Here is a 26264-nt window from a genome sequence, read left to right as displayed (position 1 = left end):
ACATGACCTCCCCCACCGCCGCCGCGCTGATCGCGCGCAGCAACCGCCTGGGCGCCGACCCGAAGAACACGAACTACGCGGGAGGGAACACCTCCGCGAAAGGCACAGACACGGATCCCGTCACGGGACGGCCCGTCGAGCTGCTCTGGGTGAAGGGCTCGGGCGGCGACCTCGGCACGCTCACCGCGCAGGGCCTGGCCGTGCTGCGGCTCGACCGCCTGCGCGCGCTCCAGGACGTGTACCCGGGAGCGGACCGCGAGGACGAGATGGTCGCCGCGTTCGACTACTGCCTGCACGGGAAGGGGGGAGCCGCGCCGTCGATCGACACCGCCATGCACGCGCTCGTCGACGCGGCGCACGTCGACCACCTGCACCCCGACAGCGGCATCGCGATCGCGACCGCGGCGGACGGGGAGGCGCTCACGGCGACGATCTTCGGCGGCAGGGTGGCGTGGGTGCCGTGGCGGCGCCCCGGATTCCAGCTGGGGCTGGACATCGCCGCGATCAAGGCCGCGAACCCGGACGCGGTGGGCTGCATCCTCGGCGGGCACGGCATCACGGCCTGGGGCGACACGTCCGAGGAGGCCGAGGCCCATTCGCTCTGGATCATCGAGACCGCCGCCGCCTACATCGCGGAGCACGGGAAGGACGAGCCGTTCGGCGGTGTCCGTGCCGGGTTCGAGGCGCTGCCCGAGGCCGCGCGCCGCGAGCGCGCTGCGGCCCTCGCCGGCACGATCCGCGGCATCGCCTCGACCGACCGCCCCATGGTCGGGCACTTCACGGACGCCGACGTCGTGCTCGACTTCCTCGCCGCTGAGAAGGCTCCGGCTCTCGCCGCGCTCGGCACGAGCTGCCCCGATCACTTCCTGCGCACCAAGGTCAAGCCGCTCATCCTGGACCTGCCCGCGACGGCGTCGGCCGAGGAGCAGATCGCGCGCCTGCACGAGTTGCACGCGGCATACCGCGCGGACTACCAGGCGTACTACGACGCGCACGCTTCGACAGGCTCAGCGACCGAACCGGCGTCCCCCGCGATCCGCGGCGCGGATCCGCTCATCGTGCTCGTCCCGGGCGTGGGCATGTTCTCCTACGGCGCGAACAAGCAGACCGCGCGCGTGGCGGGCGAGTTCTACGTCAACGCGATCAACGTGATGCGCGGCGCCGAGGCGCTTTCGACCTACTCCCCCATCTCGGACGCGGAGAAGTTCCGCATCGAGTACTGGGCGCTCGAGGAGGCGAAGCTGCAGCGCATGCCGAAGCCCAAGACCCACCAGGGCCGCATCGCGTTCGTGACCGGGGCCGCCTCCGGGATCGGCAAGGCCATCGCCACCCGGCTTGCGGCCGAGGGCGCGTGCGTGGTCGTCGCCGACCTCGATCTCGAGAAGGCCAGGGCCGCCGCGGCCGAGCTCGGGAACGCCGACGTCGCGATCGGCGTGGCCGCGAACGTCGCCGACGCCGACGCCGTGCAGGCGGCGCTGAAGGAGACCGTGCTCGCTTTCGGCGGCGTCGACCTCGTCGTGAACAACGCGGGCCTGTCGCTCTCCAAGCCCCTGCTGGAGACCACCGAGAAGGACTGGGATCTGCAGCACGACGTGATGGCGAAGGGATCCTTCCTCGTCTCGAAGGCCGCGGCGCGGATCCTGATCGATCAGAAGCTCGGCGGAGACATCGTCTACATCTCCTCGAAGAACAGCGTCTTCGCAGGGCCAAACAACATCGCGTACTCGGCCACGAAAGCCGATCAGGCCCACCAGGTGCGGCTGCTCGCGGTCGAGCTCGGCGAGCACGGCGTGCGCGTGAACGGCATCAATCCCGACGGCGTCGTGCGCGGATCCGGGATCTTCGCATCGGGCTGGGGCGCGAACCGCGCCGCGACCTACGGCGTCGCCGAGGAGGACCTCGGCCAGTTCTACGCGAACCGCACGATCCTCAAGCGCGAGGTCGTGCCGGAGAACGTCGCCGACGCCGTCTATGTGCTCACCGGCCCCGAGCTCAGCCGCACCACGGGACTGCACATCCCCGTCGACTCCGGCGTCGCCGCCGCGTTCCTGCGTTGAGCGCGATGCACGAGGTACGCGGCCTGCGGGCGGGCACGGCCCGCCGAGTGCACGGCTTCGTGCCGAGCGCACCGGACGTTCGCGCGGATAGGCCGTGCGCTCGACAGCTTCCCGTGCGCTCGGTGCAAGGGCCGGCGAGATGAGCGCCGCGCAGACCCCCCGCGCGTTCGCCGCCGTCGATCTCGGCGCCACGAGCGGACGCGTCATGATCGGCCGGGTCGGAGAGGGCCTGCTCGCGCTCGAGCAGGTGGCACGGTTCCCGAACGGGCCCGTGCGGCGCCCCGACGGCCTGCACTGGGACTTCGAAGCGCTCATGGCGCACGTCGTCGACGGCCTCGCCGAGGCGGTGCGCCGTGAGCCGTCGATCGAGAGCATCGGCGTCGACACCTGGGCGGTCGACTACGGGCTGCTCCACGACGAGGCGCTGCAGGGCGAGCCGTTCCACTACCGCGACGACCGCGGCGCCCGCGGCGTCGACATCGTGCATACACGCGTGCCGTTCGCCGAGCTGTACTCCCGCAACGGCCTGCAGTTCCTTCCGTTCACCACGCTCTACCAGCTCGCCGCGGACGACCGTACGGCCGAGGCCGAGACCCTGCTGCTCGTCCCGGACCTCGTCGCCCACCGGCTCACCGGGGCCCGTGTCGCCGAGCGCACGAACGCCTCGACCACGGGACTGCTCGGCGTGCACGACCGGGAATGGGACGTCGCGCTCGCGGAACAGATCGGGATCCGCTTCGACCTGCTGCCGGCGCTCGTCGACCCGGGACAGCGGATCGGGCACCTGCTCCCGGCCGTCGCGGCGCGGATCGGGGCGGATCTGCCCGTCGTCGCGGTCGGCTCCCACGACACGGCCTCCGCGGTCGTCGCCGCCCCCCTGGCCTCCCCCTCGTCCGCGTACATCTCCTGCGGCACCTGGGGCCTGGTCGGTCTCGAGTTCGACGCCCCCGTGCTCACCGATGCGGCGCGCGACGCGGGCTTCACGCACGAGCTCGGGGTCGACGGACGGATCCGCTTCCTGCACAACGTGACGGGACTGTGGCTGCTCACCGAGACCGTGCGGGCCTGGGAGGCCGAGGACGGCGCACCCCTCGACCTTCCGGAGCTCCTGGCGCGGGCCGCCGCCGCGGACCCCGGCGTCCCCGTGTTCGACGCGAACGATCCGTCGCTGAGCGCCCCCGGCGACATGCCCGCTCGCATCGGCGCCGTCGGCCGCGCCGCCGGCGCCGTGCCCCCCGGCGACCGGCCGGCGTTCGTCCGCATGGTCGTCGAGTCGATCGCCCAGGCGTTCGCCGACGCCATCGGAACCGCGGCGGAGCTCACCGGCCGGACGATCGAGGAGATCCGCCTCATCGGCGGCGGATCCCTCAACCGGCTGCTCTGCCAGGCGACCGCGGATCGGTCCGGCCTGCCCGTGCTCGCGGGCCCGGTGGAGGCCACCGCGCTCGGCAACGTGCTCGTGCAGGCGCGCGCGGCCGGGGTCTTCGGCGCTGATGCCTCCCTCGAGGAGCTGCGAGCCCTGGTGCTCCGCACACATCCGCCCGTGCGCTACGCGCCGCGGCGCTGAGCCAGGGTCGGCGCAGCCAGGCCCGGCGCGGCGCCCGTCACAGCGCCCTGGGGTCAGGTCGCGATGCGGGCGATCCGGTCTTCGAGTCCGTGCCAGTCCGGCGCGGGGGCGTGCGCGGCGGGCGGATCCGGCAGGAGCCGCACCGGCGCATGACGGTACGTGCCCGCGACGACCGGGGCGGGCAGCAGTACGGCCGAGGGCGCAGCGGCGAGGGCGGGCCGCGCGAGCCCTTCGAACCCCGGTGCCTGCGCGTCGTCCCGCGACGACGGCGCCGCTTCGGGAGCGGCCACGTCGGAGCCACTGCCCCGCGGGACGGACGCCTCGGACGCCTCCGCAGGCTTCACGGACGCACCCAGCCCGAACGCGCCCAGCACCTCATCGCGCACCTCGGTGATCGTCGACCCCTCGCGGTCGCGGAAGTCCACGATCAGGTCGGCCTCCGCCTGCGCGGCCAGCGACCGGCGGGTGTCCGTGAACGCGCTCTCGCCCCGGCGCAGCTCGACCTCGACGCCGCCGCGGTCCCGCACGATCGAGCGGCGCAGCGTGCCCTCCGGTGCAGGGACGGAGACGAGGCGGATCCCTCGATCCTGCAGCGCCGTGCGGATCCTGTCTCCGTCGGCGTCCTCCGCGACCGGCGCGACGACGGTCAGCACAAGGCCGTGACCGAGCAGGGACGCAGCGAGCTCCACGGCGTCGCCGGTCACGCTCTCGCGCACCCCGCCCGGATCGCGGATCTCATCGACCCGCGCCTCGCCCACGACCACCACGCGATGCTCGGTCATGCCGCCCCCATCTCCCCGGATGGCTCCGGAACTCTCCCCAGGCTACTCCGGAGCGCCGCTCGGACCGGCGAACCCTGAGCCCTATCCTGGCGCCATGAAGACACGCAGCGTCGCGGTCGCTCTCACCGCGCTCGCCCTCGCCGCCGCGCTGGCCGCGTGCAGCCCCACGGCCCCCGGCGCCGCCTCCGGAGAGACCCCTACGGCCTCCGGATCCGGCACCGCATCGTCGACGAAGACGCCGTCCCCCGGAAAGAGCTCATCGCCGACGCCCACCCCGACATCGACACCGGTCGCACTGCCGAAGGACTGCACGGCGATCCTGTCGGCCGAGGTGCGGTCCCAGCTCGGCGACACCCCGTTGAACTCCCCCGTGTTCGGCCCCAGCGGCGTGCAGTCCGACGGGAGCCTGATCTGCATCTGGGCGGATCCGAAGGCCGATACGACGAACATCACCACGACCATCTCCCGCAAGGCGCGCGGCGAGGCGCTGGACATGCTGAACGGCCTCGTCAAGACCGAGGGATACAGCTGCTACACGCCGGACAAGGGCACCCGCTGCGAGAAGGAATGGCAGGACCCGAAGTATCCGGTCACCGACGGGCGCACGCTGTTCTGGCGGGACGACGTGCTCATCGACACCCGTTATTCCAACCTCGCCCCGACGGGGTACACCTCGAGCATCGTGGCGAGCATCTTCCCCTGAACCGGCTCCCGCATGCGGGAACGCGAAGACCCCCGGATCCATGTGGATCCGGGGGTCTTCGTCAGACGATCAGTCCGTCAGCACTCAGTTATAGGTGCCGGGGGTGATGTCGTCGGTCGAGAACGCGTCGAAGTCGACGTAGCCGAAGTCTCCCTCGGCGTACGCGCCGTCGGATGCGAAGATCCGGTTCGGGTAGCGCTCGCTCTTGGCCTCCTCGGTCGCCTCCACCGTGATGTCGCGGTAGCGGCGCAGGCCGGTCCCCGCGGGGATCAGCTTTCCGATGATGACGTTCTCCTTGAGGCCGACCAGCGGGTCGCTCTTGCCCTCCATGGCGGCCTGCGTGAGCACGCGGGTCGTCTCCTGGAAGGACGCGGCCGACAGCCACGACTCGGTCGCGAGCGACGCCTTCGTGATACCCATCAGCTCCGGGCGACCGGACGCCGGGCGCTTGCCCGACGCGACGGCCTCGCGGTTGACGTCCTGGTAACGACGGGCGTCGAGCATCTCGCCGGGCAGCAGGGTCGTGTCGCCGTGGTCGACGACGGTGACCTTGCGCAGCATCTGGCGAACGATGACCTCGATGTGCTTGTCGTGGATCGGCACACCCTGGGAGCGGTACACGCCCTGCACGCCGTTGACGAGGTAGCGCTGCACCTCGCGGGCACCCATGACGCGCATGACCTCCTTGGGGTCGAGCGTTCCGACCTGGAGCGGCTCGCCGACGACGACGTGCTGGCCGTCCTCGACGAGGAGCGTCGCACGCTTCAGCACCGGGTAGACCACTTCCTCGTCGCCGTTGTCGGGCGTGAGGATGACCTTCTTCGACTTGTCGGTCTCCTCGATCGTGATGCGGCCATCGGCCTCGGCGATCGGGGAGGCGCCCTTCGGGGTACGCGCCTCGAAGAGCTCCTGCACGCGGGGCAGACCCTGCGTGATGTCACCGGCGGAGGCGAGGTGGAAGGTACGCATCGTCAGCTGCGTTCCGGGCTCACCGATCGACTGGGCCGCGATGATGCCGACGGCCTCACCGATGTCCACCGTCTTGCCGGTGGCCAGCGAGCGGCCGTAGCACTGCGCGCAGACGCCGACGGCCGAGTCGCAGGTCAGCACGGAGCGGACCTTGATGGCCTCGACGCCGAGCGCGACCAGCTTGTCGATGAGCACGTCGCCGACGTCCTCACCGGCGCTGGCGAGAACCTCGCCGGCCTCGTTCACGACATCGGACGCGAGCGTACGGGCGAACACGGAGTTCTCCACGTTCGCGTCGCGCACCAGCTCGCCGGCGCTGTTCGGTGCGGCGATCGGCAGCTCCAGGCCCTTCGACGTGCCGCAGTCGTCCTCACGGATGATGACGTCCTGCGAGACGTCCACCAGACGACGGGTCAGGTAGCCCGAGTCGGCGGTGCGCAGAGCGGTGTCGGCGAGACCCTTACGGGTACCGTGCGTGGCGATGAAGTACTCCGCCACCGACAGGCCCTCGCGGTACGAGGAGATGATCGGACGCGGGATGAGCTCACCCTTGGGGTTGTTCACCAGACCGCGCATACCCGCGATGTTACGGATCTGCAGCCAGTTACCACGGGCGCCCGAGGAGACCATCCGGTTGATGGTGTTGTCCGTCGGGAAGTTCGCCATCATGGCCGCCTGGACCTCGTCGGTCGCCGCGGTCCAGATCTGGATGAGCTCCCGACGACGCTCGGCGTCGGTGATGAGGCCCTTGTCGTACTGGCCCTGGACCTTCTCGGCCTGCTTCTCGTAGCCCGAGACGATCTCGCCCTTGTTCGGCGGGGTGACGACGTCGCTGAGCGCGACGGTCACGCCGGAACGCGTGGCCCAGTAGAAGCCGGCGTCCTTGATCCGGTCCAGCGACGCAGCTGTCTCGACCTTCGGGTACTCCTCGGCCAGCTTGTTGACGATCTGGGACAGCTTGCCCTTGTCGGCGACGCCGCGCACGAAGGGGTAGCCCTTCGGCAGGGTGTCGTTGAAGATCGCCTGGCCGAGCGAGGTGTCCACGAGACCGTGGCGCTCGTAGCCCTCGGGGGCTTCGCCCTCGAGGAACGTCAGACCCGGGATGCGGATGCGGACCTTGGCCTGCAGGTCGAGGGTGCCCTCGTCCTTCGCCAGGATCGCCTCGCCCACGGAGCCGAACGCACGGCCCTCGCCGACCGCACCGTCCTTGACCGTGGTCAGGTGGTGCAGGCCGATGATCATGTCCTGCGAGGGCAGGGTGACCGGACGGCCGTCGGACGGCTTGAGGATGTTGTTCGAGGCGAGCATCAGCACGCGGGCCTCGGCCTGAGCCTCGACCGAGAGCGGCAGGTGCACGGCCATCTGGTCACCGTCGAAGTCGGCGTTGAACGCCGCGCAGACGAGCGGGTGCAGCTGGATGGCCTTGCCCTCGACGAGCTGAGGCTCGAAGGCCTGGATGCCCAGGCGGTGCAGGGTGGGGGCGCGGTTCAGCAGCACGGGGCGCTCGCGGATGATCTCCTCGAGCACGTCCCAGACCTCGGGGCGCATGCGCTCGACGGCGCGCTTGGCGGCCTTGATGTTCTGCGAGTGGCCCAGGTCGATCAGGCGCTTGATCACGAACGGCTTGAACAGCTCGATCGCCATCGTCTTCGGCAGACCGCACTGGTGCAGCTTGAGCTGCGGTCCGACGATGATGACCGAACGGCCCGAGTAGTCCACGCGCTTGCCGAGCAGGTTCTGGCGGAAGCGACCCTGCTTTCCCTTCAGCATGTCGCTGAGGGACTTCAGGGCGCGGTTGCCGGTGCCGGTGACGGGACGACCGCGGCGGCCGTTGTCGAACAGCGCGTCGACGGCCTCCTGCAGCATGCGCTTCTCGTTGTTCACGATGATCTCGGGGGCGCCGAGATCGATCAGACGACGAAGACGGTTGTTGCGGTTGATCACGCGACGGTACAGGTCGTTCAGGTCACTGGTCGCGAAGCGGCCACCGTCCAGCTGCACCATCGGGCGCAGCTCCGGCGGGATCACCGGAACGACGTCGAGCACCATGGCGGCCGGGCTCATGCCGGTCTCCAGGAACGAGTTCACGACCTTGAGGCGCTTGATCGCACGGATCTTGCGCTGACCCTTGCCCTCGGAGATCTGCAGGTGCAGCTTCTCCGACTCGGCGGCGAGGTCGAAGGCCGCGAGGCGGCGCTGGATCGCCTCGGCGCCCATGTGGGCCTCGAAGTACTGGCCGAACCGGTCCTGCAGCTCGTGGAAGACGTCGTCCTCGGGACGGAGGGCGCCGACCTCGAGGGTGCGGAAGTCCTCCCACACGCGCTCGAGCTTGACGATCGCCTCGTCAGCGCCCTTGCGGATCAGGGACATCTCCTTCTCGGCGGCGTCCTTGACCTTCTTCTTGGCGTCGGCCTTGGCGCCTTCGGCCTCGAGGGCCGCGAGCTCCTCCTCCAGCTTGGCCAGGCGCTCCGCGATCTTGGCATCGCGGCGGTCGCCGAGCGTCTTCAGCTCGAGGCGGATGTTGTTCTCCTGGGTCGCGAGGTCGCGGTGACGCGCGTCCTCGTCGACCGAGATGACCATGTACGCGGCGAAGTAGATGACCTTCTCGAGGTCCTTCGGCGCCATGTCCAGCAGGTAGCCGAGGCGCGAGGGCACGCCCTTGAAGTACCAGATGTGGGTGACGGGTGCGGCGAGCTCGATGTGGCCCATGCGCTCACGGCGCACGGAGCTCTTGGTGACCTCCACGCCGCATCGCTCGCACACGATGCCCTTGAAGCGCACGCGCTTGTACTTGCCGCAGGCGCACTCCCAGTCGCGGGACGGGCCGAAGATCTGCTCGCCGAAGAGGCCGTCCTTCTCCGGCTTCAGCGTGCGGTAGTTGATGGTCTCGGGCTTCTTGACCTCGCCGTAGGACCACTTGCGGATATCGTCTGCGGTGGCCAGACCGATGCGAAGCTCATCGAACGTTGTTGCGTCGAGCACTAGTTCTCCTGTGTCTCAATAAAAACTGTTGATTGCGGGCCGCGAGGCCCGTCGAATCGGTTCTGGCTCAGATCTCGTCGATCGAGGCGGACTCGAAGCGGCTGGAGATGTTGATCCCCAGCTCCTCGGCGGCCCGGAAGGCCTCGTCGTCGGTGTCGCGGAGGTTGACCGCCGTGCCGTCGGCCGAGAGGACCTCGACGTTCAGGCAGAGCGACTGCATCTCCTTCATGAGCACCTTGAACGACTCCGGGATGCCCGGCTCCTGGATGTTCTCGCCCTTGACGATCGCCTCGTAGACCTTGACGCGGCCGAGGATGTCGTCGGACTTGATCGTGAGGAGCTCCTGCAGCGCGTATGCGGCGCCGTAGGCCTCGAGCGCCCACACCTCCATCTCACCGAAGCGCTGGCCGCCGAACTGGGCCTTACCGCCGAGCGGCTGCTGGGTGATCATCGAGTAGGGGCCCGTCGAACGCGCGTGGATCTTGTCGTCGACGAGGTGGTGGAGCTTCAGGATGTACATGTAGCCCACGGAGATCTGCCCCGGGAACGGCTCGCCGGAGCGGCCGTCGAACAGGGTGGTCTTACCGGTCGAGTCGATCAGGCGCACGCCGTCACGGGTCGGCAGCGTCGAGTCGAGCAGACCGGAGATCTCCTCCTCGCTGGCGCCGTCGAACACCGGGGTCGCGACCTTGGTGCCGGGGGCGACGTCGAACGCCTCCTCGGGAAGGCGCGCGGCCCACTCCGGGTTGCCCTCGATCTTCCAGCCCTGTGCGGCGATCCACCCGAGGTGGGTCTCCAGCACCTGGCCGAAGTTCATGCGGCCCGGGATGCCGAGCGGGTTCAGGATCACGTCGACCGGGGTGCCGTCGGAGAGGAACGGCATGTCCTCGACCGGCAGGATCTTCGCGATGACGCCCTTGTTGCCGTGACGGCCGGCGAGCTTGTCGCCCTCGGTGATCTTGCGCTTCTGGGCGATGAAGACCACGACGCGGCGGTTGACGCCGGAGCCGAGCTCGTCGTCGCCGTCCTCGGCGTTGAACTCCTTGACCGCGATGACGGTGCCCTGCTCGCCGTGCGGCACCTTCAGGGAGGTGTCGCGGACCTCGCGGCTCTTCTCGTTGAAGATCGCGCGGAGCAGGCGCTCCTCGGCCGAGAGCTCGGTTTCGCCCTTCGGGGTGACCTTTCCGACGAGGATGTCGCCGGGGCGGACCTCGGCGCCGATGCGGATGATGCCGCGCTCGTCGAGGTCCTTCAGGAGCTCCGGGCTGACGTTGGGGAGGTCACGGGTGATCTCCTCCTTGCCGAGCTTCGTGTCGCGCGAGTCGACCTCGTACTCCTCGATGTGGATCGAGGAGAGGGTGTCGTCCTTCACCAGGTCCTGGCTGAGGATGATCGCGTCCTCGAAGTTGTGACCCTCCCACGTCATGAAGGCGACGAGGAGGTTCTTGCCGAGCGCGAGCTCGCCGTTCTCCGTGGCGGGACCGTCTGCGATGACCTCGCCGACCTCGACGCGCTCACCGGCCGAGACGACGACCTTCTGGTTGTAGGAGGTGCCGTGGTTCGAGCGGTCGAACTTGCGCAGGTAGAACTCCTGCGTGCCGCCCTCGTCGAGCATGACCACGACGCGGTCCGCGGAGACCTCGGAGACGACACCGGCCTTGTCGGCGGTGATCACGTCACCGGCGTCGATGGCGGCGTAGCCCTCCATACCGGTGCCGACGTACGGCGACTCGGAACGGAGCAGCGGCACGGCCTGGCGCTGCATGTTGGCGCCCATGAGCGCGCGCTGCGCGTCGTCGTGCTCGAGGAACGGCACGAGCGAGGTCGCGACCGAAACCATCTGGCGCGGGGAGACGTCGATGTAGCCGATCTCCTCGGGGAGGAACATGTCGACCTCGCCGGATCCGCCCTTCGGGCGGGCCAGCACGTGCGCCTCGGTGAAGCGGCCGTCCGCGGCGAGCGGGGCGTTCGCCTGGGCGATGTTGAAGTCGACCTCCTCGGCGGCGGTCAGGTAATCGATGTGCTCGGTGACCTTGCCGCCCTCGACCTTGCGGTACGGGGTCTCGATGAAGCCGAAGGAGTTGATCCGCGCGAACGTGGCGAGCGAGCCGATCAGACCGATGTTCGGGCCTTCCGGGGTCTCGATCGGGCACATGCGGCCGTAGTGCGAGGGGTGCACGTCGCGGACCTCGACGCCGGCGCGGTCGCGGCTCAGACCACCGGGGCCGAGGGCCGAGAGGCGGCGCTTGTGGGTCAGACCCGCGAGCGGGTTGTTCTGGTCCATGAACTGCGACAGCTGCGAGGTGCCGAAGAACTCCTTGATCGCGGCGACGACGGGGCGCACGTTGATCAGGGTCTGCGGGGTGATCGCCTCGATGTCCTGCGTGGTCATGCGCTCGCGGACGACGCGCTCCATGCGGGACAGGCCGGTGCGGACCTGGTTCTGGATGAGCTCGCCGACGGCGCGGATGCGACGGTTGCCGAAGTTGTCGATGTCGTCGGTCGCGAGACGGATCTCCGCCTTCTTGCCGCCGCGGATGCCCTCGAAGGTCTCCACGTTCGCGTGCAGGCGCACCAGGTACTTGATCGTCTCGACGACGTCCTTGACCGTGAGGACGGACTCGTCCAGCGGGGTGTCCAGGCCGAGCTTCTGGTTGATCTTGTAGCGACCCACCTTGGCCAGGTCGTAGCGCTTGGCGTTGAAGTAGAAGTTGTCCAGGAGCGCGCGGGCGGCCTCGGCGGCGACCTGCTCGCCCGGACGGAGCTTGCGGTAGATGTCGCGGAGCGCGTCCTCCTTGGTGAGGATCGTGTCCTTCGCCAGGGTCTCCTCGATCGAGGCGAAGCCGGCGAACTCGGCGAGGATCTCCTCGCTGGTCAGGCCCAGCGCCTTGAGGAAGACGGTGACGGACTGCTTGCGCTTGCGGTCGATGCGCACGCCGACCTGGTCGCGCTTGTCGATCTCGAACTCGAGCCAGGCGCCGCGGGACGGGATGACGCGCGCGGAGACGATGTCCTTGTCGCTCGTCTTGTCGGGGGTCTTGTCGAAGTAGACGCCCGGGGAGCGGACCAGCTGCGAGACGACGACGCGCTCGGTGCCGTTGATGATGAACGTGCCTTTGGCGGTCTGCAGCGGGAAGTCGCCCATGAAGACCGTCTGCGTCTTGATCTCACCGGTCTGGTGGTTCATGAACTCGGCCTCGACGTAGAGCGGGGCCGCGTAGGTCTTGCCGCGCTCCTTGCACTCCTCGATGGAGTACTTCTCGGGCTCGAGGTACGGGTTCGTGAACGAGAGCTGCATGGTCTCGCTCAGGTCCTCGATCGGGGAGATCTCCTCGAAGATCTCCTCCAGGCCGCTGGCCTGGGCGAGGTCCTTGCGGCCGGCCTTCTTGGCCTCCGCGACGCGCTGCTTCCAGGCCTCGTTGCCCACGAGCCAGTCGAAGGACTCGGTCTGCAGGGCGAGCAGGTCGGGGACCGTCAGCGTGTCGGAGATCTTGGCGAACGAGAGGCGGGAGTAGCCGCGTCCGTTCTTGATGGTGGTGGGGGTGGATGCGTTGCGAGCAGCAGCCAAGGGAATAACCTCCGTGAGCCCCGAAGGGCGTCTCGATTCCTCGTCGTCAGGTGAGTGCGCCGCGTCACACGGCCGCACGCTGAAGGCGCTCTGTCGAGGAGCGAGGACGTACGGAGTCTGCCGACCACCATATGAGGGCAGGGAGGAGCGAGGCGCAAATATCAACTATAGGCCCGATATCGCGACATGTCCAGCGCGATTCTTGACCTTCTGCCCCGAGGGGGGTATAACCACGAGCGCGCGGCGCCCGGACGCGTGGATGTCACAGGGATCCGGTATCGTCGCGAGCGTGCCCGAAACACCGTTGATCGCCTGCTTCGGCGAAGGCCTGGTGGCGCTCGTGCCCACCACGGCCGGTCCGCTGGAGAGCAATCGGACGTTCCAGCGCTCCCTGGCGGGCGCGGAGTGGAACGTCGCGCTCGCGGTCGCCTCTGCGGGCTCCGGTGCCGCGGTGATCTCCCGGGTGGGCGATGACGGCTTCGGCCGCTTCCTGCTCGCCGAGCTCGCGCAGCACGGCGTCGACGCCTCCGCGGTCGAGATCGACCCCGCGGCTCCCACGGGGCTCTACGTGAAGGAGCTCTCCGCCGAGGGCGAGGGGCCGGTGCAGAGTGCCATGCACTACTACCGGGCCGGATCCGCGGGCAGCCGGATCTCCCCCGCGACCCTGCGCACGCCCGCCGCGGAGCGGGTGCTCGCCGATGCGGCGCTCGTGCATACGACCGGAATCACCCCCGCCCTGTCCGACGGCGCCCGCGCCGCACAGGACGAGCTGTTCGCCGAGCGCGGCGACCGGCTGATCGGCTTCGACGTGAACTGGCGCCCTGCGCTCTGGCAGGGCCGCGAGGACGAGGCGCGAGAGCTGCTCGGCGGCTACCTCGCCGCGGCCGACGTGGCGCAGTGCAGCGCGCACGACGCCGAGGCCGTCTTCGGCACCGGGGATCCGGACCGCCTGCGTGCGCTGTTCCCCGGACCGAGGCACCTCGTCGTCACACGGGACGACGGCGCCACCGCGTTCGACGGCGCCGAGCGCGCCGACGCCCCCGCCGTGCCCTCGACCGTGGTCGAGACGATCGGCGCCGGTGACGCCTTCGCGGCGGGCTTCCTCGCCGGGGTGCTCAGTGGGCTGTCGCTGAGCGGCTGCGTGGCGAGGGCCAACCGCATCGCGACCCGTGCGCTGGGCAGCACCCGCGACCACGTGGGCTGAGCAGGGCCGGCCACCGACGCCGGGCAGGACCCGTCAGTCGCCGCGCACCGCGCGGCGGGTCGCGCGCAGCGGTGCCGTCACGGTCTCCCCGCGGTGCTGCACGACGCGCACGAACAGCAGGTCGAGCACGGCGAGCTGCGCGATCCTGCTCGACATCGCGGCCATCCGCAGCGGCGATTCCTTGGCGCGCGTGCCGAGCACCACGTCGGCCACGACCGTGATCGGGGATCCTGGGGCGTTTGTCAGCGCGACCACGAAGGCCCCCGCCGCGCGCGCCACCTCGGCCGTCCTGATCGTCTCCGCCGTCGCGCCCTCATGGGAGACCGCGAGGACGACGTCCTCGGTCCCGAGCAGCGAGGCACCGGTGATCGCGATGTGCGGATCCGGCGAGTGCACGGCGACGCATCCGATCCGGGCGAGCTTGAGCTGCATGTCCTGCGCGGTGAGCGACGAGGCGCCCTGCCCGAACAGGTGCACCTGCCTCGCGCCCGCGATCGCGACCGCGACGCGGTCCAGTGCGGCGAAGTCGAGACCCGCGACGGTGTGCTCGATCGCGCCGATCTCGCTCGCCGCCAGCTTGGCCGCCACGGCCTCCACCGGGTCGCCGGGGTCGATGACCGCATCGACGAAGCCGAAGCGCTCCTGCTCGGCCTGCGCACGCGCCACGGCGCCGGCGAACGCGACGCGCAGCTCGCGGTAGCCGCTGAAGCCCAGGGTCTGCGCGAAGCGCGCGACGGTCGACAACGAGGTGCGGCAGAGCTGCGCGAGGTCCGTGATGGCGAGATCCACGACGAGGGTCGGATCCGCGAGCACGCGCTCGGCGACCCTCGCCTCGGCGGCGCTCAGCCGCGGCAGTGCCCCGCGCACCACGGCGAAGACGTCCGCGTCCATCACACCCCTTCTGCCTCCCGAAGAGAGCGGATCATCGCACGGAGCCGACGAGCCTCTCCCTCGCGAGCTCGGCGCCGATCCTACTCGCAGAACCCACCTCGATCACCGGCACGCCCGCATCCTCCGCGGGCAGGCCGACGTTCACGGCCACGACCTCGGCCGCGCGCGCCGCGAACACGGCGACGAGCGCGCGCTGCGCGGGGTCCGTGTCGATCCGGTCGACGAGCAGCGCGATCCGCCGGCCTTCGGCCTGCGCGAGTGCTGCGTCGACGGCCGCGTCGCGCTGCGTCTCGTCCAGCTGCGCGGCGTCGAACCGCACGGTCGCCGCTCCCGCGGCGAGCGCCTCCGACACGTAGCCGGCGGCGCTGTCCACGGCGAGCGTCGAGCTGCGGCGGGCATCGACCACGAACGGAGAGTCCGCGGCCTTCAGGTCCCCTCGGACGCGCAGCGCGCGGCGCAGGATGCCGGCAGCGTCGTAGGCCTCGGCCTCCGCGGGCGTCGCGGCCTCCGCGAGCTTCGTCGCGAGCCGCGCAACCCTGGCACCGGCCTCGAGCACCCTTTCGCGGGACAGCGAGCCGTCCCGGAGCGCGGCGACGATCGCGTCTCGCGCCGTGCGGTAGTCGTGCTCGTCCTGATCCGGGAGGGCCGCCGCACCGGGGTTCGTCGGATTGCCGATGCAGAGGAGGTCGGCGCCCGCGGCGAGCGCGAGCACTCCTCCCCCGCCGATCCCGACGGACTCGCGGATCGCGGCCATGTCGAGGGCGTCGGTGATGATGACGCCGTCGAATCCGGCCTCCCGCAGCATGCCCAGCACGCGCGGGTTGAGCGTGGCGGGCTCCTCACCCCAGGCGGGGACCACGATGTGCGCGGTCATCACGGCGTCCACGCCCGCGGCGATCGCGGCGCGGAACGGCGCGAGGTGCACGCGCTCGATCTCGGCCGGATCCACCGCGATGCGCGGGAGGTCGTGGTGGGAGTCGACGTGCGTGTCGCCGTGCCCGGGGAAGTGCTTGACGCAGGCGGCCACGCCGCCCGCCTGGACGCCCTCGACGGCGGCGACCACGTGCCGCGAGACCAGGTCCGCGTCGGCGCCGAACGCGCGCACGCCGATGACCGGGTTGCGCGGATCCGTGTTCACGTCCGCCACCGGGCCCAGCACGACGTCGGCGCCCACGGCGCGCACGCGCCGGGCGAGCTCCGCGCCGGTCGCCTCGGTCGCGGTCACGTCGTCGAGCGCGCCGAGCTGCGCGGCGCCGGGGAGGGTGGATCCGGTCGCGGCCTCGAGCCGGGTGACGCTGCCGCCCTCCTCGTCGATGCCGATGAGCGCCTGCGGGTTCGCGGCGCGGATCCCGGCGCTCAGGGCGGCGAGGTCGGGACCGATGTTCTGCGCGAAGTAGACCACGCCGGCGAGCCCCTGATGCAGCGCCGTGTCGAGCCACGCCGGCACGGTGCGGCCGTAGAAGCCCGGCCACAGCACCGCGTTCGCAAGGCGTTCGAGCTCCGCCGTCCCGCCGTCGCCCTCGGAAACTCCGTCGTTCGCCTCTGCCACGCTCATCCCTTCACCGCTCCCGCGACGAGTCCCGAGGACAGGCGCCGCTGCACGATCACGAAGAAGATCATGACAGGCAGGGTGATGAGAGTGGAAGCGGCCATGATGCTCCCCCAGTCGTTGGAGTACTGGCCGAAGAACGACTTCAGTCCGATCGAGACCGTGTACTGGTCGGTCGCGCCGCCCAGCATCGTCATCGCGAAGATGAACTCGTTCCACGCGGTGATGAAGCTGAACACGCTCGTGGCCACGAGGCCCGGCATCACGAGGGGCAGCAGCACGGAGCGGAACATCCGCCACCAGCTCGCGCCGTCGATGTACGCGGCCTCCTCGAGCTCGACGGGGACCGCCTGCACGAAGCCGCGCAGCATCCAGATCCCGAAGGCGAGGGAGAGCGCCACGTACACGACCATGAGGCCGAGGATGCTGTTCAGCAGGCCGAGGCTCTTCACCTGCAGGAACAGCGGGATGACGAGCGCCTCGAGCGGCACCATCTGCACGATGAGGATCATCAGCAGGATCGCGGTGCGGAACTTGAAGCGGAAGCGCGCGACCGCCACGGCGGCGAGCAGGCAGACGAAGCCGCTCACGAGGACCGTGACGAGCGCGACGATCACCGAGTTGCGCAGGAACGTCGCGAAGCCGCCGTCCGTGAGCACGAAGGCGAAGTTGTCGAGGGTGAACTCCTTGGGCAGGAGCGACTGTCCGCCGCTCGAGGCCTTCTTGTCGAAGGCGCTGGAGACCATCCAGTACACCGGGAACAGCGTGAAGAGCATCACGGCGACGACCGCGATCACGATGCCGATGCGTCCGAGGATCGGGTGACGGGATTTCACAGCTCTTCCTCCTTCATGAGGGAGCGGATGTACACGATCGTGATCCCGAGCAGGACCAGGGTGAGCAGCACCGCGAGCGCGGCGCCGAAACCGTAGCGGTTCTGACCGAAGGACTCCACGTACGACCACACGCCCAGGTTCAGCACGGTGCGATTGCCGCCGTTGCCGCCCGGCATCAGATAGACCTGCGCGAAGACCTTGAAGTCCCAGATCGTGGAGAGGATGATCACGACGGAGAACACGGGCTTGAGCGTGGGGAAGATGATCTTCCAGAACCGCCGCCAGGCGCCCGCGCCGTCCAGGGCCGCGGCCTCGAGCATCTCCTTGGAGACGCCGAGCAGACCCGCGAGCACGGTCACGGCGACGAACGGGAAGCCGTGGTGCACGACGTTCAGCAGCACGATCGCGTAGAACGACCACTGGTTCGTGAACCAGTTCACCTGTCCGTCGATGAGACCGAGGTCCTTGAGCACCGAGTTGAACACGCCCTTGTCGGCGTCGAAGATCCACACCCACACGTAGGTTCCGGTGACGGCGGGCATCGCCCAGGCGACCATGATGCAGCTGGAGACGATCGTGCGCCACACCGTGCCGAGGCGGGCCAGCAGCAGCGCGACCAGCGTGCCGACGGTGACGGTGACGAACACCGCGACCACGGCGAAGCCCACCGTGTTCGGCAGGACCACGGTCCACAGCGTCTTGTCTGTGAGCGCCTCGACGTAGTTGTCGAACCCGATGAAGTTGGTCCGGCCGGTGTTGATCTCACGCAGGCCGTAGTCCTGCAGCGAGTAGATCACGACCTGGACGAGCGGCCACAGCATGAGCGTGGCCAGGATGAACAGGCCGGGTGCGAGCAGCAGCCACGGCCGCGCGGTCACCCAGCTGAGCTTCTTCTTCCGCGACGGCGGGCCGCCGGCCGCGGCCTCGGAGCGGGACTCCGAGGACGCGGCCGGCCGTGGTGCGTGCACCGTGGACATACAGGGATCCGATTACTTCTTGTTGAGCAGGTCGGTCATCTCGGTCGCGGCGTCCTTCGAGGCCGTCGCGACGTCCTTCTGACCGCTGAGGATCGCCTGGATCATCGAGTTGGTGGTCTTCTTCGCCTGCACGGCGCCGAAGTTCGGGGTCACCGGCACCGAGGCGCCGCCTTCCACCATCTGCTTCGCGAACGGCGCGACCAGCGGGTCCGTCGACTTCAGGGACTCGGCCATGGCCGACTGCACGCCCGGGAAGTAGCCGGTCTCGTCCGCCCACTGCGTGGCGAACTTGCCGGTGGTCATCATCTTCACGAACGCCCACGCGAGGTCGGGGTTCTTGGTGTTGTTGAAGATCGACAGGTGCGAGCCGCCGAGGACAGAGGGGGCGATGCCGCCGTCCTTGCCCGGGATGACCGCGGCGCCGATCTTGCCCTTCAGCTCCGGGTTCTTCTCGATGAGCGACTTCGGCGTCCAGGATCCGGAGAGCATCATCGCGACGTTGCCCTGGCTGAAGGAGTCACGCAGATCGGTCTCCTTCCAGGTGGTCGCACCGGCGGAGGAGAAGCCGTGCTTGAGCGCGAGGTCCGTGTAGAACTGGATGCCCTCCTGCGACTTCTTGCTGTCGAGCTGGCTGGTCCACTTCCCGCTCTTGTCGGTGGCGACCTCGCCGCCCGCGCCCCAGACCCACGGGTACACGAGGAACTCGGCGTCACCCGGAACCGGGAAGGCCATCATCTCGGGGTGCGCGGCCTTGATCTTCTCGCCGGCGGCGACGATGTCGTCCCAGGACGTCGGTGCCTTGAGGCCGAGCTCGTCGAAGACGTCGGTGCGGTAGACGATCGAGCGCACACCGGCGTACCAGGGCATGCCATAGAGCTCCTTGTCGTAGGTGCCCGCAACCTTGAGGCCCTCGACGAGGTCCTTGGACAGGCCGCTCTCCGCGTCGACGTACTTGTCGATCGGCAGTAGCGCGCCGGCGTCGGCGAACTCGGCGGTCCAGGTGGTGCCGGTCTCCGCGATGTCGGGGGTGGTGCCGCCGGCGATCGAGGTCACGAACCGGTCGTGGGCGTCCGCCCACTGCACCTCTTCGACCTTCACGTCCGCGCCGGTCTCCTTCTTGAACTCCGCCGAGACCGCGTCGTAGAACGCGGAGGAGTCGGGGTTCGTGCCCTTCATGATCCAGACGTTGAGCGTCTTGCCCTTGCCGTCGACGGGACCGCTGGTGGCCGCGGGGGTGCTGCCGCCGGAGCAGGCTGCCAGGCCCAGCGTCGCCACGACGCCGAGTGCCGCGACGGACAGAATGCGCTTGTGCATCGGGTGAATCTCCTCTTTGAAATCGCTGGGCGAACGTGCCAGTAGGAAAAAGTATCCACGCTGAACAAACTCTCTGCAAGTTTCTTCCAAGCCTGTGATCGAGCCGTGACCTGCGCGCGCCGCCCGTCCTGGCCGCGCGGATCCGCGGGCGGCCGCGCCCGCGACCGCACCGCCGTAGGCTCATCGCATGGGCAGAGCGCGCGCGAAGGACACCGAGCATCCGGCCGCACGGCTGGCATCAGGCGGGATCGCGCGGGTCGTCCCCGCGGAGTTCGGCGGCGGCTTCGAACTGCTCATCGAGGACACTCCGCAGTCGCACGTCGACCTCGCGGATCCCACCCACCTGCACTTCGAGTACATCGTGCGGATGGGCGCCCTGATCGACCAGCTCGCCTCCCCCGGTGCGCCGATCACGGCCGTGCACCTCGGCGCCGGCGCGATGACCCTCCCCCGCTACATCGCCACGACCAGACCCGGATCCCGCCAGCAGGTCATCGAGCTCGAGGCCCCGCTCGTGGAGCTCGTGCGCGAGCATCTCCCGCTGCCCCGCGGCGCCGCGATCCGGATCCGCATCGGCGACGCCCGCGAAGGCGTGCACCGCCTTCCGCCGGCGCTGAACGAGGCGGTCGACCTCGTCGTCGCCGATGTCTACTCCGGAGCGCAGACCCCCGCGCACCTGACCAGCGTGGAGTTCTACACCGAGCTCGCCCAGCTGCTGGGGCCCACCGGCGTCCTGCTCGTGAACGTCGCGGACGGTCCGGGGCTCGCGTTCGCCCGCCGGCAGGTGGCGACCATCCGCGCGGTGCTTCCGGAGGTCGCCATCCTCGCGGACGCGCAGATCCTGAAGGGACGCCGGTTCGGCAACCTCGTGCTCGCCGCGTCGAGAGGTCCGCTTCCGGCCGACGCGCTGCCGCGGATCCTCGCCGCGGGTCCGCACCCGGCCAAGCTCGCGCACGGCGCCGAGGTGGTCGCGTTCGCGAAGGATGCGGCGATCGTCACCGACGCGACCGCGGTGGCCTCGCCGCGGCCCGACGCCGGGCTCTTCCTGCGCTGATCTCCTCCGCCCGAGCCGATCCACGGCACCAAGAGCCTTTCGATCCGACGCCGGCCACCGGTTTCTCACGGCACGCCCTGGGGCCTTCGCGGATGCGCCGGATCGGGAGGCAGACTGGAGGGCACGGCGAGGCAGTGCAGGAGGACGGGCGCGTGGGCTACATCAAGGGATACGACCCGGACTCTCTGCGGGAGCTGGTGGATCCGGCCGAGTGCGAGGCGCGTCTCGAGGAGATCGCCGACCTGCGCAGCCTGCCGTCGATGCTCGAGCGGGTGTGGCTGCTGAAGGTCCTCGGCCGTCTGGACGACGCGCTGCGCCTCGCGGATGAGACCGTGCGGCAGGCGCGCATGGCCGGCACCCGCAAGGATCTGCTGCGTGCGCGCGTGCTGCGCGCGACCGTGCAGCAGTACCGCCGCGCGCACGCCTCCGCCGACCACGAGCTGGCCGCCTGCGTGGCCGAAGCGGAGGGACAGGGGTGGATCGCCATCGCCGCTTTCGCGCATCAGCACCGCGGCCGCAACGCCTTCGAGGCCGGCGAGTACGACCAGGCCCGCGAGAGCTTCAAGCGCACGGTGTTCCTGCGCCGCGAGGCGGGAGCCGACGACGCGGCGCTGGAGGCGGCGCTGCTCGCCGTCGACACGGTCGAGCGCCGCCGCGACCCCGTCGTCGTCAACGGCTGACGCGGTCTTCGTCGCCTGCTGCCGCCGGTGCTGCACGCGGCGCGGAGCGCTGATCCGGGCGTTCGCGCCGGAATGTCGCCGGCGTCCCCTAACGTGAATGCATGGCCGAGTTGGAACGAGTCCGGATCTGGGGCGAAGCGCTCATCCGGCTGCATCTCGATCCCACCTGGTCGTTCGGCTTCGACAACGCCAAGCGCCGGGCGGGCGCCTGCAACTACCGCGACAAGAGGATCACCGTCTCGCGCTATCTCGCCGCCCGGTTCGACGACGACGAGATCCACCAGGTACTCCTGCACGAGGTCGCCCACGCCGTCGCCGGCCACGACGCCGCGCACGGCGCGGCCTGGAAGCGGGTCGCCCGGTCCTTGGGCTACGACGGCGGGACGACGCACCATGGCGAGACCGCGACCGATCTCGCCCCGTGGGTGGGCCGCTGCCCGACCGGCCACGTGACGTACCGGCATCGGCGGCCGACGCGGGCGTCCTCGTGCGCGCGCTGCTCGCGGCGCTACGACGAGCGCTTCCTCCTGGTCTGGACCCGCCGCGAGATCACGGCGGCCGACCTCAGGGCGGCGGTGATGCCGCGATGACGACGACCAGCCTGAAGCTGCGGCATGTGCAGCTGAAGTTCCGGATCCCGGCGAGCGCCGACGCCGCCTGGGCCGCTCTGCATTCGCCCGCCGTGCTCACGGCGCTCTACGCGCCGGTGCTCGTGGTCGAGCCGCTCACGCACGAGGACGAGGGCTCGCTGCTGCACAGCGCGGTGCGGCTGCGCCTGTTCGGTCTGGTCACCGTCGGCACGCAGCTGATCGGGGCGTACGACGAGGTCCGCGAGCACAAGGGCGAGACCGTGCGGATCCTCCGCGACAGCGGCATACCGCTCACCGGGCCGCTCTCCTCGCTCGACGTCTGGGACCACCGGATGGCCGTCTCTGAGCTGCCGGACGGCCGGGCACTCTGGCGCGACCGTCTCGTGTTCGGCGGTCCGGGTTCCCTCCTGCTGCTGCCCGTGCTGTGGGCGGCGTGGCAGTGGCGCGGATGGCGGATCCGCCGCCTCTCCCGCACATGGGACAGGGCCGCGGAGATCCCCCGCGGCACTGCGACCCTCAGTCCGCGGCGAGCGCCTCGACCGGGGCGACGCGGGTGGCGAGGCGGGTCGGGGCGGCGGACGCCACGAGCGTGAGCACGGCCGTGCAGGCCACGATCGCGACCACCGGCACCCACGGCACGACCGGCGGGATGAGCCCCGCCGGCTGGAAGTCGGGCATCGACGGGACCGAGCCGAGCAGCGACTGCGCGGCGATCCAGCCGTAGGCCACGCCCAGCACGAGCCCGGTCGCCGTGGCGGCGATCGTCACATGCGCAGCCTCCAGCAGCACCATGCGGCGCACCTGGCGGCTGCTCAGCCCGATCGCGCGCAGCAGGCCCAGTTCGCGTCGGCGCTGCACGACGCCGATCGTGAGCAGGTTGACCAGCCCGACCGCGGCGATCACGGCCGACACGGCGACCAGCACCATCATCACGGTGCCGAACGCATCGAACGGGGCGAAGAACCCCGGCGGCAGGTCCTCGGCGCTCGTGCGCACCATGAGCGCCTTGGCGGACTCCAGAGCGACTGCGAACATCGTCACGAGCGTGACGCCCATCACGACGCCGATCGCCATCCGGCTCGACCGCTCGGGGTGGCGGAGCGCATTCTCGGCCGCGAGCCGGGCCGTCGCGCCGCGTCCGAAGAGGCGCCCGACGAGCCGCAGCACGGGCGGCATCACCAGCACCGAGCCGATCGCGAGCCCGCTGAACGAGAACACCCCGCCGAAGAACGCGACGACGACGCCGAGCGGCGAGGACAGCCCCACCACGACACCGCCGGCCAGCAGCAGCCCGCCGAGCACGAACATCGTGATCGCCCCGAGATGCCTGGTCCCGCCGGCACTGGTCTCGGCGACCGTGCGCTCGGCGGAGCCCGCGAGCGCCTGCAGCGGGGTGACGGTCAGCACGCGCCGTGATCCGGCCCACGCGGCGAGCCACGTGGTCAGTGCCACGCCGACGGCGGGGATCAGCGCCCCCGGCTGCAGCGGCGAGAAGCCCTGCGGCGGATGGTCGAAGGCGAGGGATCCGATCGCCGCGCCGCCCCAGCTCAGCAGAACTCCGGCCGCGAGCCCGAGCACCGCGCCGATGACGCCGACCGCGAGGCCCTGCCCCGCGACCTCCGACCGCTGCGACTGCGCCGAAGCGCCGATCAGCCGCATCAGCGCGATGCGCCGGGTGCGGCCGGCGACGATGGTCGCGAACGTGTTGGCGGTGACGATGGCGGCGACGTACATCGCCACGGCGGTGAGCAGCACCGAGAGGATCCGCACCACGTAGGCGAGGGTCTCGCTGTCCCCGAGGAACGGATCGTTCTGCAGCAGGGCGCCCAGGTAGAAGGTCGTGTCGACGAGGATCACGCCGAACGCGGCCGTGAGCGCGGCGACGAACACGCTCGAGCCCATGCCGCGCTCCCGCAGGAACGCGAGACGCGACGGGGTGAGCGGCGTCTCGAGCAGCGTCGGGGCGAGGGCGGTCATGCCAGCGCTCCGCTCGGCTGAGCCGCAGGCGCGGGGACGGCGGTCGGGGCGGGCCCGGCGCTCATCGCGGGTGCGGCCGCCGGGGCCGGAGCGCCGCCGGAGAGCATGAGGGCGGCGATCTCGTCCGCGGTGCGGCGCGGGTGGTCGGCGACGATCCGGCCGTCGCCGAGGAACAGCACGCGGTCGGCGTAGCTGGCGGCGACCGCGTCGTGCGTGACCATCGCGATGGACTGGCCCTGCTCGCGGCTCGCGGTGGAGAGCAGCTGCAGCACTTCGCGCCCTGAGGCGGAGTCGAGGTTGCCAGTGGGCTCGTCCGCGAAGACGAGGTCGGGCGCCGTGGCGAGCGCCCGGGCGATCGCGACCCGCTGCTGCTGCCCGCCGGACAGCTGGTGCGGGCGGTGCCGCAGCCGCGGCCCGATGCCGAGGATCTCGACGAGGGAGTCGATGCGGGCCCGCTCGATCGCGGACGGGCGCCGTCCATCGAGCTCGAAGGGCAGCAGGATGTTGCCGAGCGCATCGAGGGTCGGCACCAGGTTGAACGCCTGGAAGATGAAGCCCACGCGTCGGCGGCGGAGGATCGTGAGGTCGAGGTCGCCGAGGCCGCTGATCTCGGTGTCGCCGATCCACGCCCGCCCCTGGGTCGGGGTGTCCAGGCCCGCCATGATGTGCATGAGCGTGGACTTGCCGGAGCCGGAGGCTCCCATGATCGCCGTGAACTGGCCGCGGCGGATGCCGACGCTGACGTCGTCGAGGGCGCGCACCGCACCCTCGCCGGATCCGTAGGTCTTGGTGAGGTGCTGGACGCGGGCCGCAAGACCCAGGTCGGTCGTTGTGATCTCCATGTCTTCGACGCTAAGGATCCGCCCCCGTCCGCCGCGTCGCTCTCTGGATCCATCCCCGTACATCGCAAGGATGATCCGCTCGCCTCCCCCGCTCCGTCTCCGGCCTCTCCTACCTCCGAGTCGTCCCTGTGAGCGCACGCCAGGGGGTCCGCTCACAGGGACGACTCGGAAGTAGGGCGGACTCAGGCGGGGGCGGGGCGGGGATGCACCGCACCCGTGCCCTCCCGGCTTCCGGCAGGGCCGGGCACTCCGGCAGAGCCTGGTCCGCCGGCTACATCGATCCGGTCCAGGCGTGCGTGGAGACGCCGACGGCGTTCCAGGCGTTGATCACGACGATGAGCGAGACGAGCGCGCCGAGCTCCTCCGGGGAGAAGCGCGTGGCGGCGGCCGCCCAGTCCGCGTCCGGCACGTGGGTCTCGGAGAGGCGGGTGATGCTCTCGGTGAGCGCGAACGCGGCCCGCTCGCGTGCGGTGAAGAAGGGCGACTCCTGCCACACGGCGACGGCGGCGATGCGGGCGGCGGTGTCTCCCGCCTTGGCGGCGTCCCCCGAGTGCAGGTCGACGCAATAGCTGCAGCCGTTGATCTGCGAGGCCCGCAGCCGCACCAGCTCGCGCAGCCTGGCGTCGATGCCCGCCGCATCGAGCTCGCGGACCATCGCGGCGTCGAGCCCGGCGAGCGCGCGGGAGAAGCGCGGCGCGACCGTGTCGATGTCGAGACGGACGGGGATCGGGACGGTCGGCTCGGTCTGGGTCGAGGTCTCGGTGATGGTCATGGTCATTCCTTTCGTCCCCTTCAGACTCGACGATCCGGATCCATCCGTCCAACAGCTGATACCTATCGCTATCATCTGTCTCAGATATGGAACTTCACCAGTTGCGCTACGTCCTGGCCGTCGTCGAGACGGGATCCTTCACGGCGGCCGCAGCACGCGTGCGCGTCAGCCAGTCCGGGGTGAGCACACAGGTGCAGAAGCTCGAGCGCGAGCTCGGCGTCGCCCTGTTCGACCGCTCCTCCCGCCGGGTCGCCCTCACCCAGGAGGGCGAGCGTCTGATGCCCTCGATCCGCGCCGCCCTCGAGGCGATCGGGGAGATCGGCGCCACGGCGGCCGACCTGCGCGGGCTGCTGCTCGGATCCCTCCGCGTCGGCACCGTGTTCGGGCTCACGTGGCCGCGGTTCTACGACGCCCTCGCCGAGATCAGCGCGGCGCATCCGGGGCTCGAGCTGCGGCTGCGCGAGGACACGTCAGCGCAGCTGATCGGCGCGATCCGTCGCGGCGAGATCGACCTCGCGCTCGTGGCCTGGGCCGAGCATCCGCCGGACGGTCTCGGATCCGCGGTGGTGTTCGACGATCCGATGGTCGCGGTCGTCGCGCCGTCGCACCCCTGGGCGGCGCGGCGCAGGATCCGCCCGGACGAGCTGGTCGGCATGGACCTCATCGCGCTCCCGGAGGGTACCGGCGACCGGGCGGCGCTCGACGCGCTCCTCTCCGGACGCCCGGGCGCGGGAGCGCCGCACTGGGAGGTGTCAACGCCCTCCGCGGTCGAGAAGCTCGCGGTGCGCGGGCTCGGGGTGGGCGTCGTCAGCGCCGCGACGTGCCGCCGCTGGGAGGGCATCCGCGCGATCCCGATCGACGCGCCGGACGTGCGCTCGCGCCTCGGCGTGGTGTGGCGGGCGACCCCGACGCGCGCCGCCCGTGCCCTCCTGGAGCTCCTCCACCCCGAC

General features: G+C 70.4%; 20 protein-coding genes. 9 read left to right on the top strand and 11 right to left on the bottom strand.

All coding sequences use genetic code 11. The features are described from left to right. Positions 1 to 2 precede the first annotated feature (2 nt). Both CQ044_RS05270 and CQ044_RS05265 read left to right on the top strand, forming a co-directional pair. The gene (locus CQ044_RS05270; protein ID WP_105687374.1) at positions 3 to 2057 is read left to right on the top strand and encodes a bifunctional aldolase/short-chain dehydrogenase; all 2055 of its coding nucleotides are present in this window, start codon (positions 3 to 5) and stop codon (positions 2055 to 2057) included. A 139-nt stretch (positions 2058 to 2196) separates the two neighbouring features. Beyond that, a complete protein-coding gene (locus CQ044_RS05265) occupies positions 2197 to 3624 on the top strand; it encodes a rhamnulokinase family protein (protein WP_105687689.1) in 1428 nt (475 codons plus the stop codon). 53 nt (positions 3625 to 3677) lie between these two features. Here CQ044_RS05265 and CQ044_RS05260 read toward each other — a convergent pair whose 3' ends face one another. Next, a complete protein-coding gene (locus CQ044_RS05260) occupies positions 3678 to 4406 on the bottom strand; it encodes a hypothetical protein (protein WP_105687373.1) in 729 nt (242 codons plus the stop codon). A 94-nt stretch (positions 4407 to 4500) separates the two neighbouring features. On the opposite strand from CQ044_RS05260, the gene CQ044_RS05255 reads away from it, so the two are divergent. Next, the gene (locus tag CQ044_RS05255) at positions 4501 to 5109 is read left to right on the top strand and encodes a hypothetical protein (RefSeq protein WP_105687371.1); all 609 of its coding nucleotides are present in this window, start codon (positions 4501 to 4503) and stop codon (positions 5107 to 5109) included. Positions 5110 to 5193: 84 nt separating this feature from the next. Here the strand turns inward: CQ044_RS05255 and rpoC are convergent, their stop codons facing one another. Beyond that, a complete protein-coding gene (gene rpoC / locus CQ044_RS05250) occupies positions 5194 to 9060 on the bottom strand; it encodes a DNA-directed RNA polymerase subunit beta' (protein ID WP_105687370.1) in 3867 nt (1288 codons plus the stop codon). Between the two features lie 67 nt (positions 9061 to 9127). Next, positions 9128 to 12628 (bottom strand): DNA-directed RNA polymerase subunit beta, encoded by a 3501-nt coding sequence (locus CQ044_RS05245; protein WP_105687368.1) that lies wholly within the window; start codon positions 12626 to 12628, stop codon positions 9128 to 9130. A 289-nt stretch (positions 12629 to 12917) separates the two neighbouring features. Here CQ044_RS05245 and CQ044_RS05240 point away from each other — a divergent pair, with 289 nt between their 5' ends. After that, complete coding sequence (locus tag CQ044_RS05240; RefSeq protein WP_105687688.1) at positions 12918 to 13832, top strand: sugar kinase; 915 nt, start codon at positions 12918 to 12920, stop codon at positions 13830 to 13832. Positions 13833 to 13865: 33 nt separating this feature from the next. Here CQ044_RS05240 and CQ044_RS05235 read toward each other — a convergent pair whose 3' ends face one another. The 5 genes from CQ044_RS05235 to CQ044_RS05215 are packed head-to-tail and all read right to left on the bottom strand — an operon-like array spanning position 13866 to position 19399. Next, positions 13866 to 14723, bottom strand: a complete 858-nt coding sequence (locus CQ044_RS05235) for a MurR/RpiR family transcriptional regulator (protein WP_105687367.1) — start codon at positions 14721 to 14723, stop codon at positions 13866 to 13868. A 31-nt stretch (positions 14724 to 14754) separates the two neighbouring features. Further along, the gene (locus tag CQ044_RS05230) at positions 14755 to 16272 is read right to left on the bottom strand and encodes a glycoside hydrolase family 3 protein (RefSeq protein WP_258133168.1); all 1518 of its coding nucleotides are present in this window, start codon (positions 16270 to 16272) and stop codon (positions 14755 to 14757) included. Between the two features lie 2 nt (positions 16273 to 16274). Beyond that, positions 16275 to 17048 (bottom strand): carbohydrate ABC transporter permease, encoded by a 774-nt coding sequence (locus CQ044_RS05225; RefSeq protein ID WP_105687687.1) that lies wholly within the window; start codon positions 17046 to 17048, stop codon positions 16275 to 16277. A gap of 56 nt (positions 17049 to 17104) precedes the next feature. Continuing rightward, positions 17105 to 18085 (bottom strand): carbohydrate ABC transporter permease, encoded by a 981-nt coding sequence (locus CQ044_RS05220; RefSeq protein WP_045272077.1) that lies wholly within the window; start codon positions 18083 to 18085, stop codon positions 17105 to 17107. A 12-nt stretch (positions 18086 to 18097) separates the two neighbouring features. After that, positions 18098 to 19399, bottom strand: coding sequence for a sugar ABC transporter substrate-binding protein (locus CQ044_RS05215; protein ID WP_045272078.1), 1302 nt, complete (start codon positions 19397 to 19399; stop codon positions 18098 to 18100). Between the two features lie 187 nt (positions 19400 to 19586). Here CQ044_RS05215 and CQ044_RS05210 point away from each other — a divergent pair, with 187 nt between their 5' ends. The 4 genes from CQ044_RS05210 to CQ044_RS05195 all read left to right on the top strand — a co-directional run bounded on the left by CQ044_RS05210 (position 19587) and on the right by CQ044_RS05195 (position 22316). Further along, positions 19587 to 20453 (top strand): spermidine synthase, encoded by an 867-nt coding sequence (locus CQ044_RS05210; protein WP_105687365.1) that lies wholly within the window; start codon positions 19587 to 19589, stop codon positions 20451 to 20453. Between the two features lie 152 nt (positions 20454 to 20605). Then, entirely contained in the window at positions 20606 to 21133 is a 528-nt protein-coding gene (locus CQ044_RS05205; RefSeq protein ID WP_105687686.1) for a hypothetical protein, read from the top strand. Positions 21134 to 21234: 101 nt separating this feature from the next. Further along, complete coding sequence (locus CQ044_RS05200) at positions 21235 to 21723, top strand: SprT-like domain-containing protein (protein WP_105687364.1); 489 nt, start codon at positions 21235 to 21237, stop codon at positions 21721 to 21723. Then, on the top strand, positions 21720 to 22316 hold the full coding sequence (locus CQ044_RS05195; protein ID WP_181158184.1) for a hypothetical protein: 597 nt from the start codon (positions 21720 to 21722) through the stop codon (positions 22314 to 22316). The genes CQ044_RS05200 and CQ044_RS05195 overlap by 4 nt, the downstream gene beginning before the upstream one ends. On the opposite strand, the gene CQ044_RS05190 is transcribed toward CQ044_RS05195, so the two are convergent. From CQ044_RS05190 to CQ044_RS05180, 3 genes are all read right to left on the bottom strand, one after another. Next, positions 22240 to 23700 (bottom strand): ABC transporter permease, encoded by a 1461-nt coding sequence (locus CQ044_RS05190; protein WP_105687363.1) that lies wholly within the window; start codon positions 23698 to 23700, stop codon positions 22240 to 22242. The genes CQ044_RS05195 and CQ044_RS05190 overlap by 77 nt on opposite strands. Then, the gene (locus CQ044_RS05185) at positions 23697 to 24542 is read right to left on the bottom strand and encodes an ABC transporter ATP-binding protein (RefSeq protein WP_105687362.1); all 846 of its coding nucleotides are present in this window, start codon (positions 24540 to 24542) and stop codon (positions 23697 to 23699) included. Before CQ044_RS05185 ends, CQ044_RS05190 begins: the two co-directional genes overlap by 4 nt. A gap of 271 nt (positions 24543 to 24813) precedes the next feature. Continuing rightward, entirely contained in the window at positions 24814 to 25314 is a 501-nt protein-coding gene (locus CQ044_RS05180; protein ID WP_219844923.1) for a carboxymuconolactone decarboxylase family protein, read from the bottom strand. An 86-nt stretch (positions 25315 to 25400) separates the two neighbouring features. Between CQ044_RS05180 and CQ044_RS05175 the strand changes: the two genes are divergently transcribed. Continuing rightward, a partial coding sequence (locus CQ044_RS05175; RefSeq protein WP_105687685.1) for a LysR family transcriptional regulator occupies positions 25401 to 26264 on the top strand: 864 nt, incomplete at its 3' end.

The organism is Microbacterium sp. MYb64 (genome assembly GCF_002979495.1).
Lineage (GTDB): Bacteria > Actinomycetota > Actinomycetes > Actinomycetales > Microbacteriaceae > Microbacterium > Microbacterium azadirachtae_A.
Note: the sequence above shows the minus strand (reverse complement) of the source record. Positions and strands in the feature narration are given on the sequence as shown.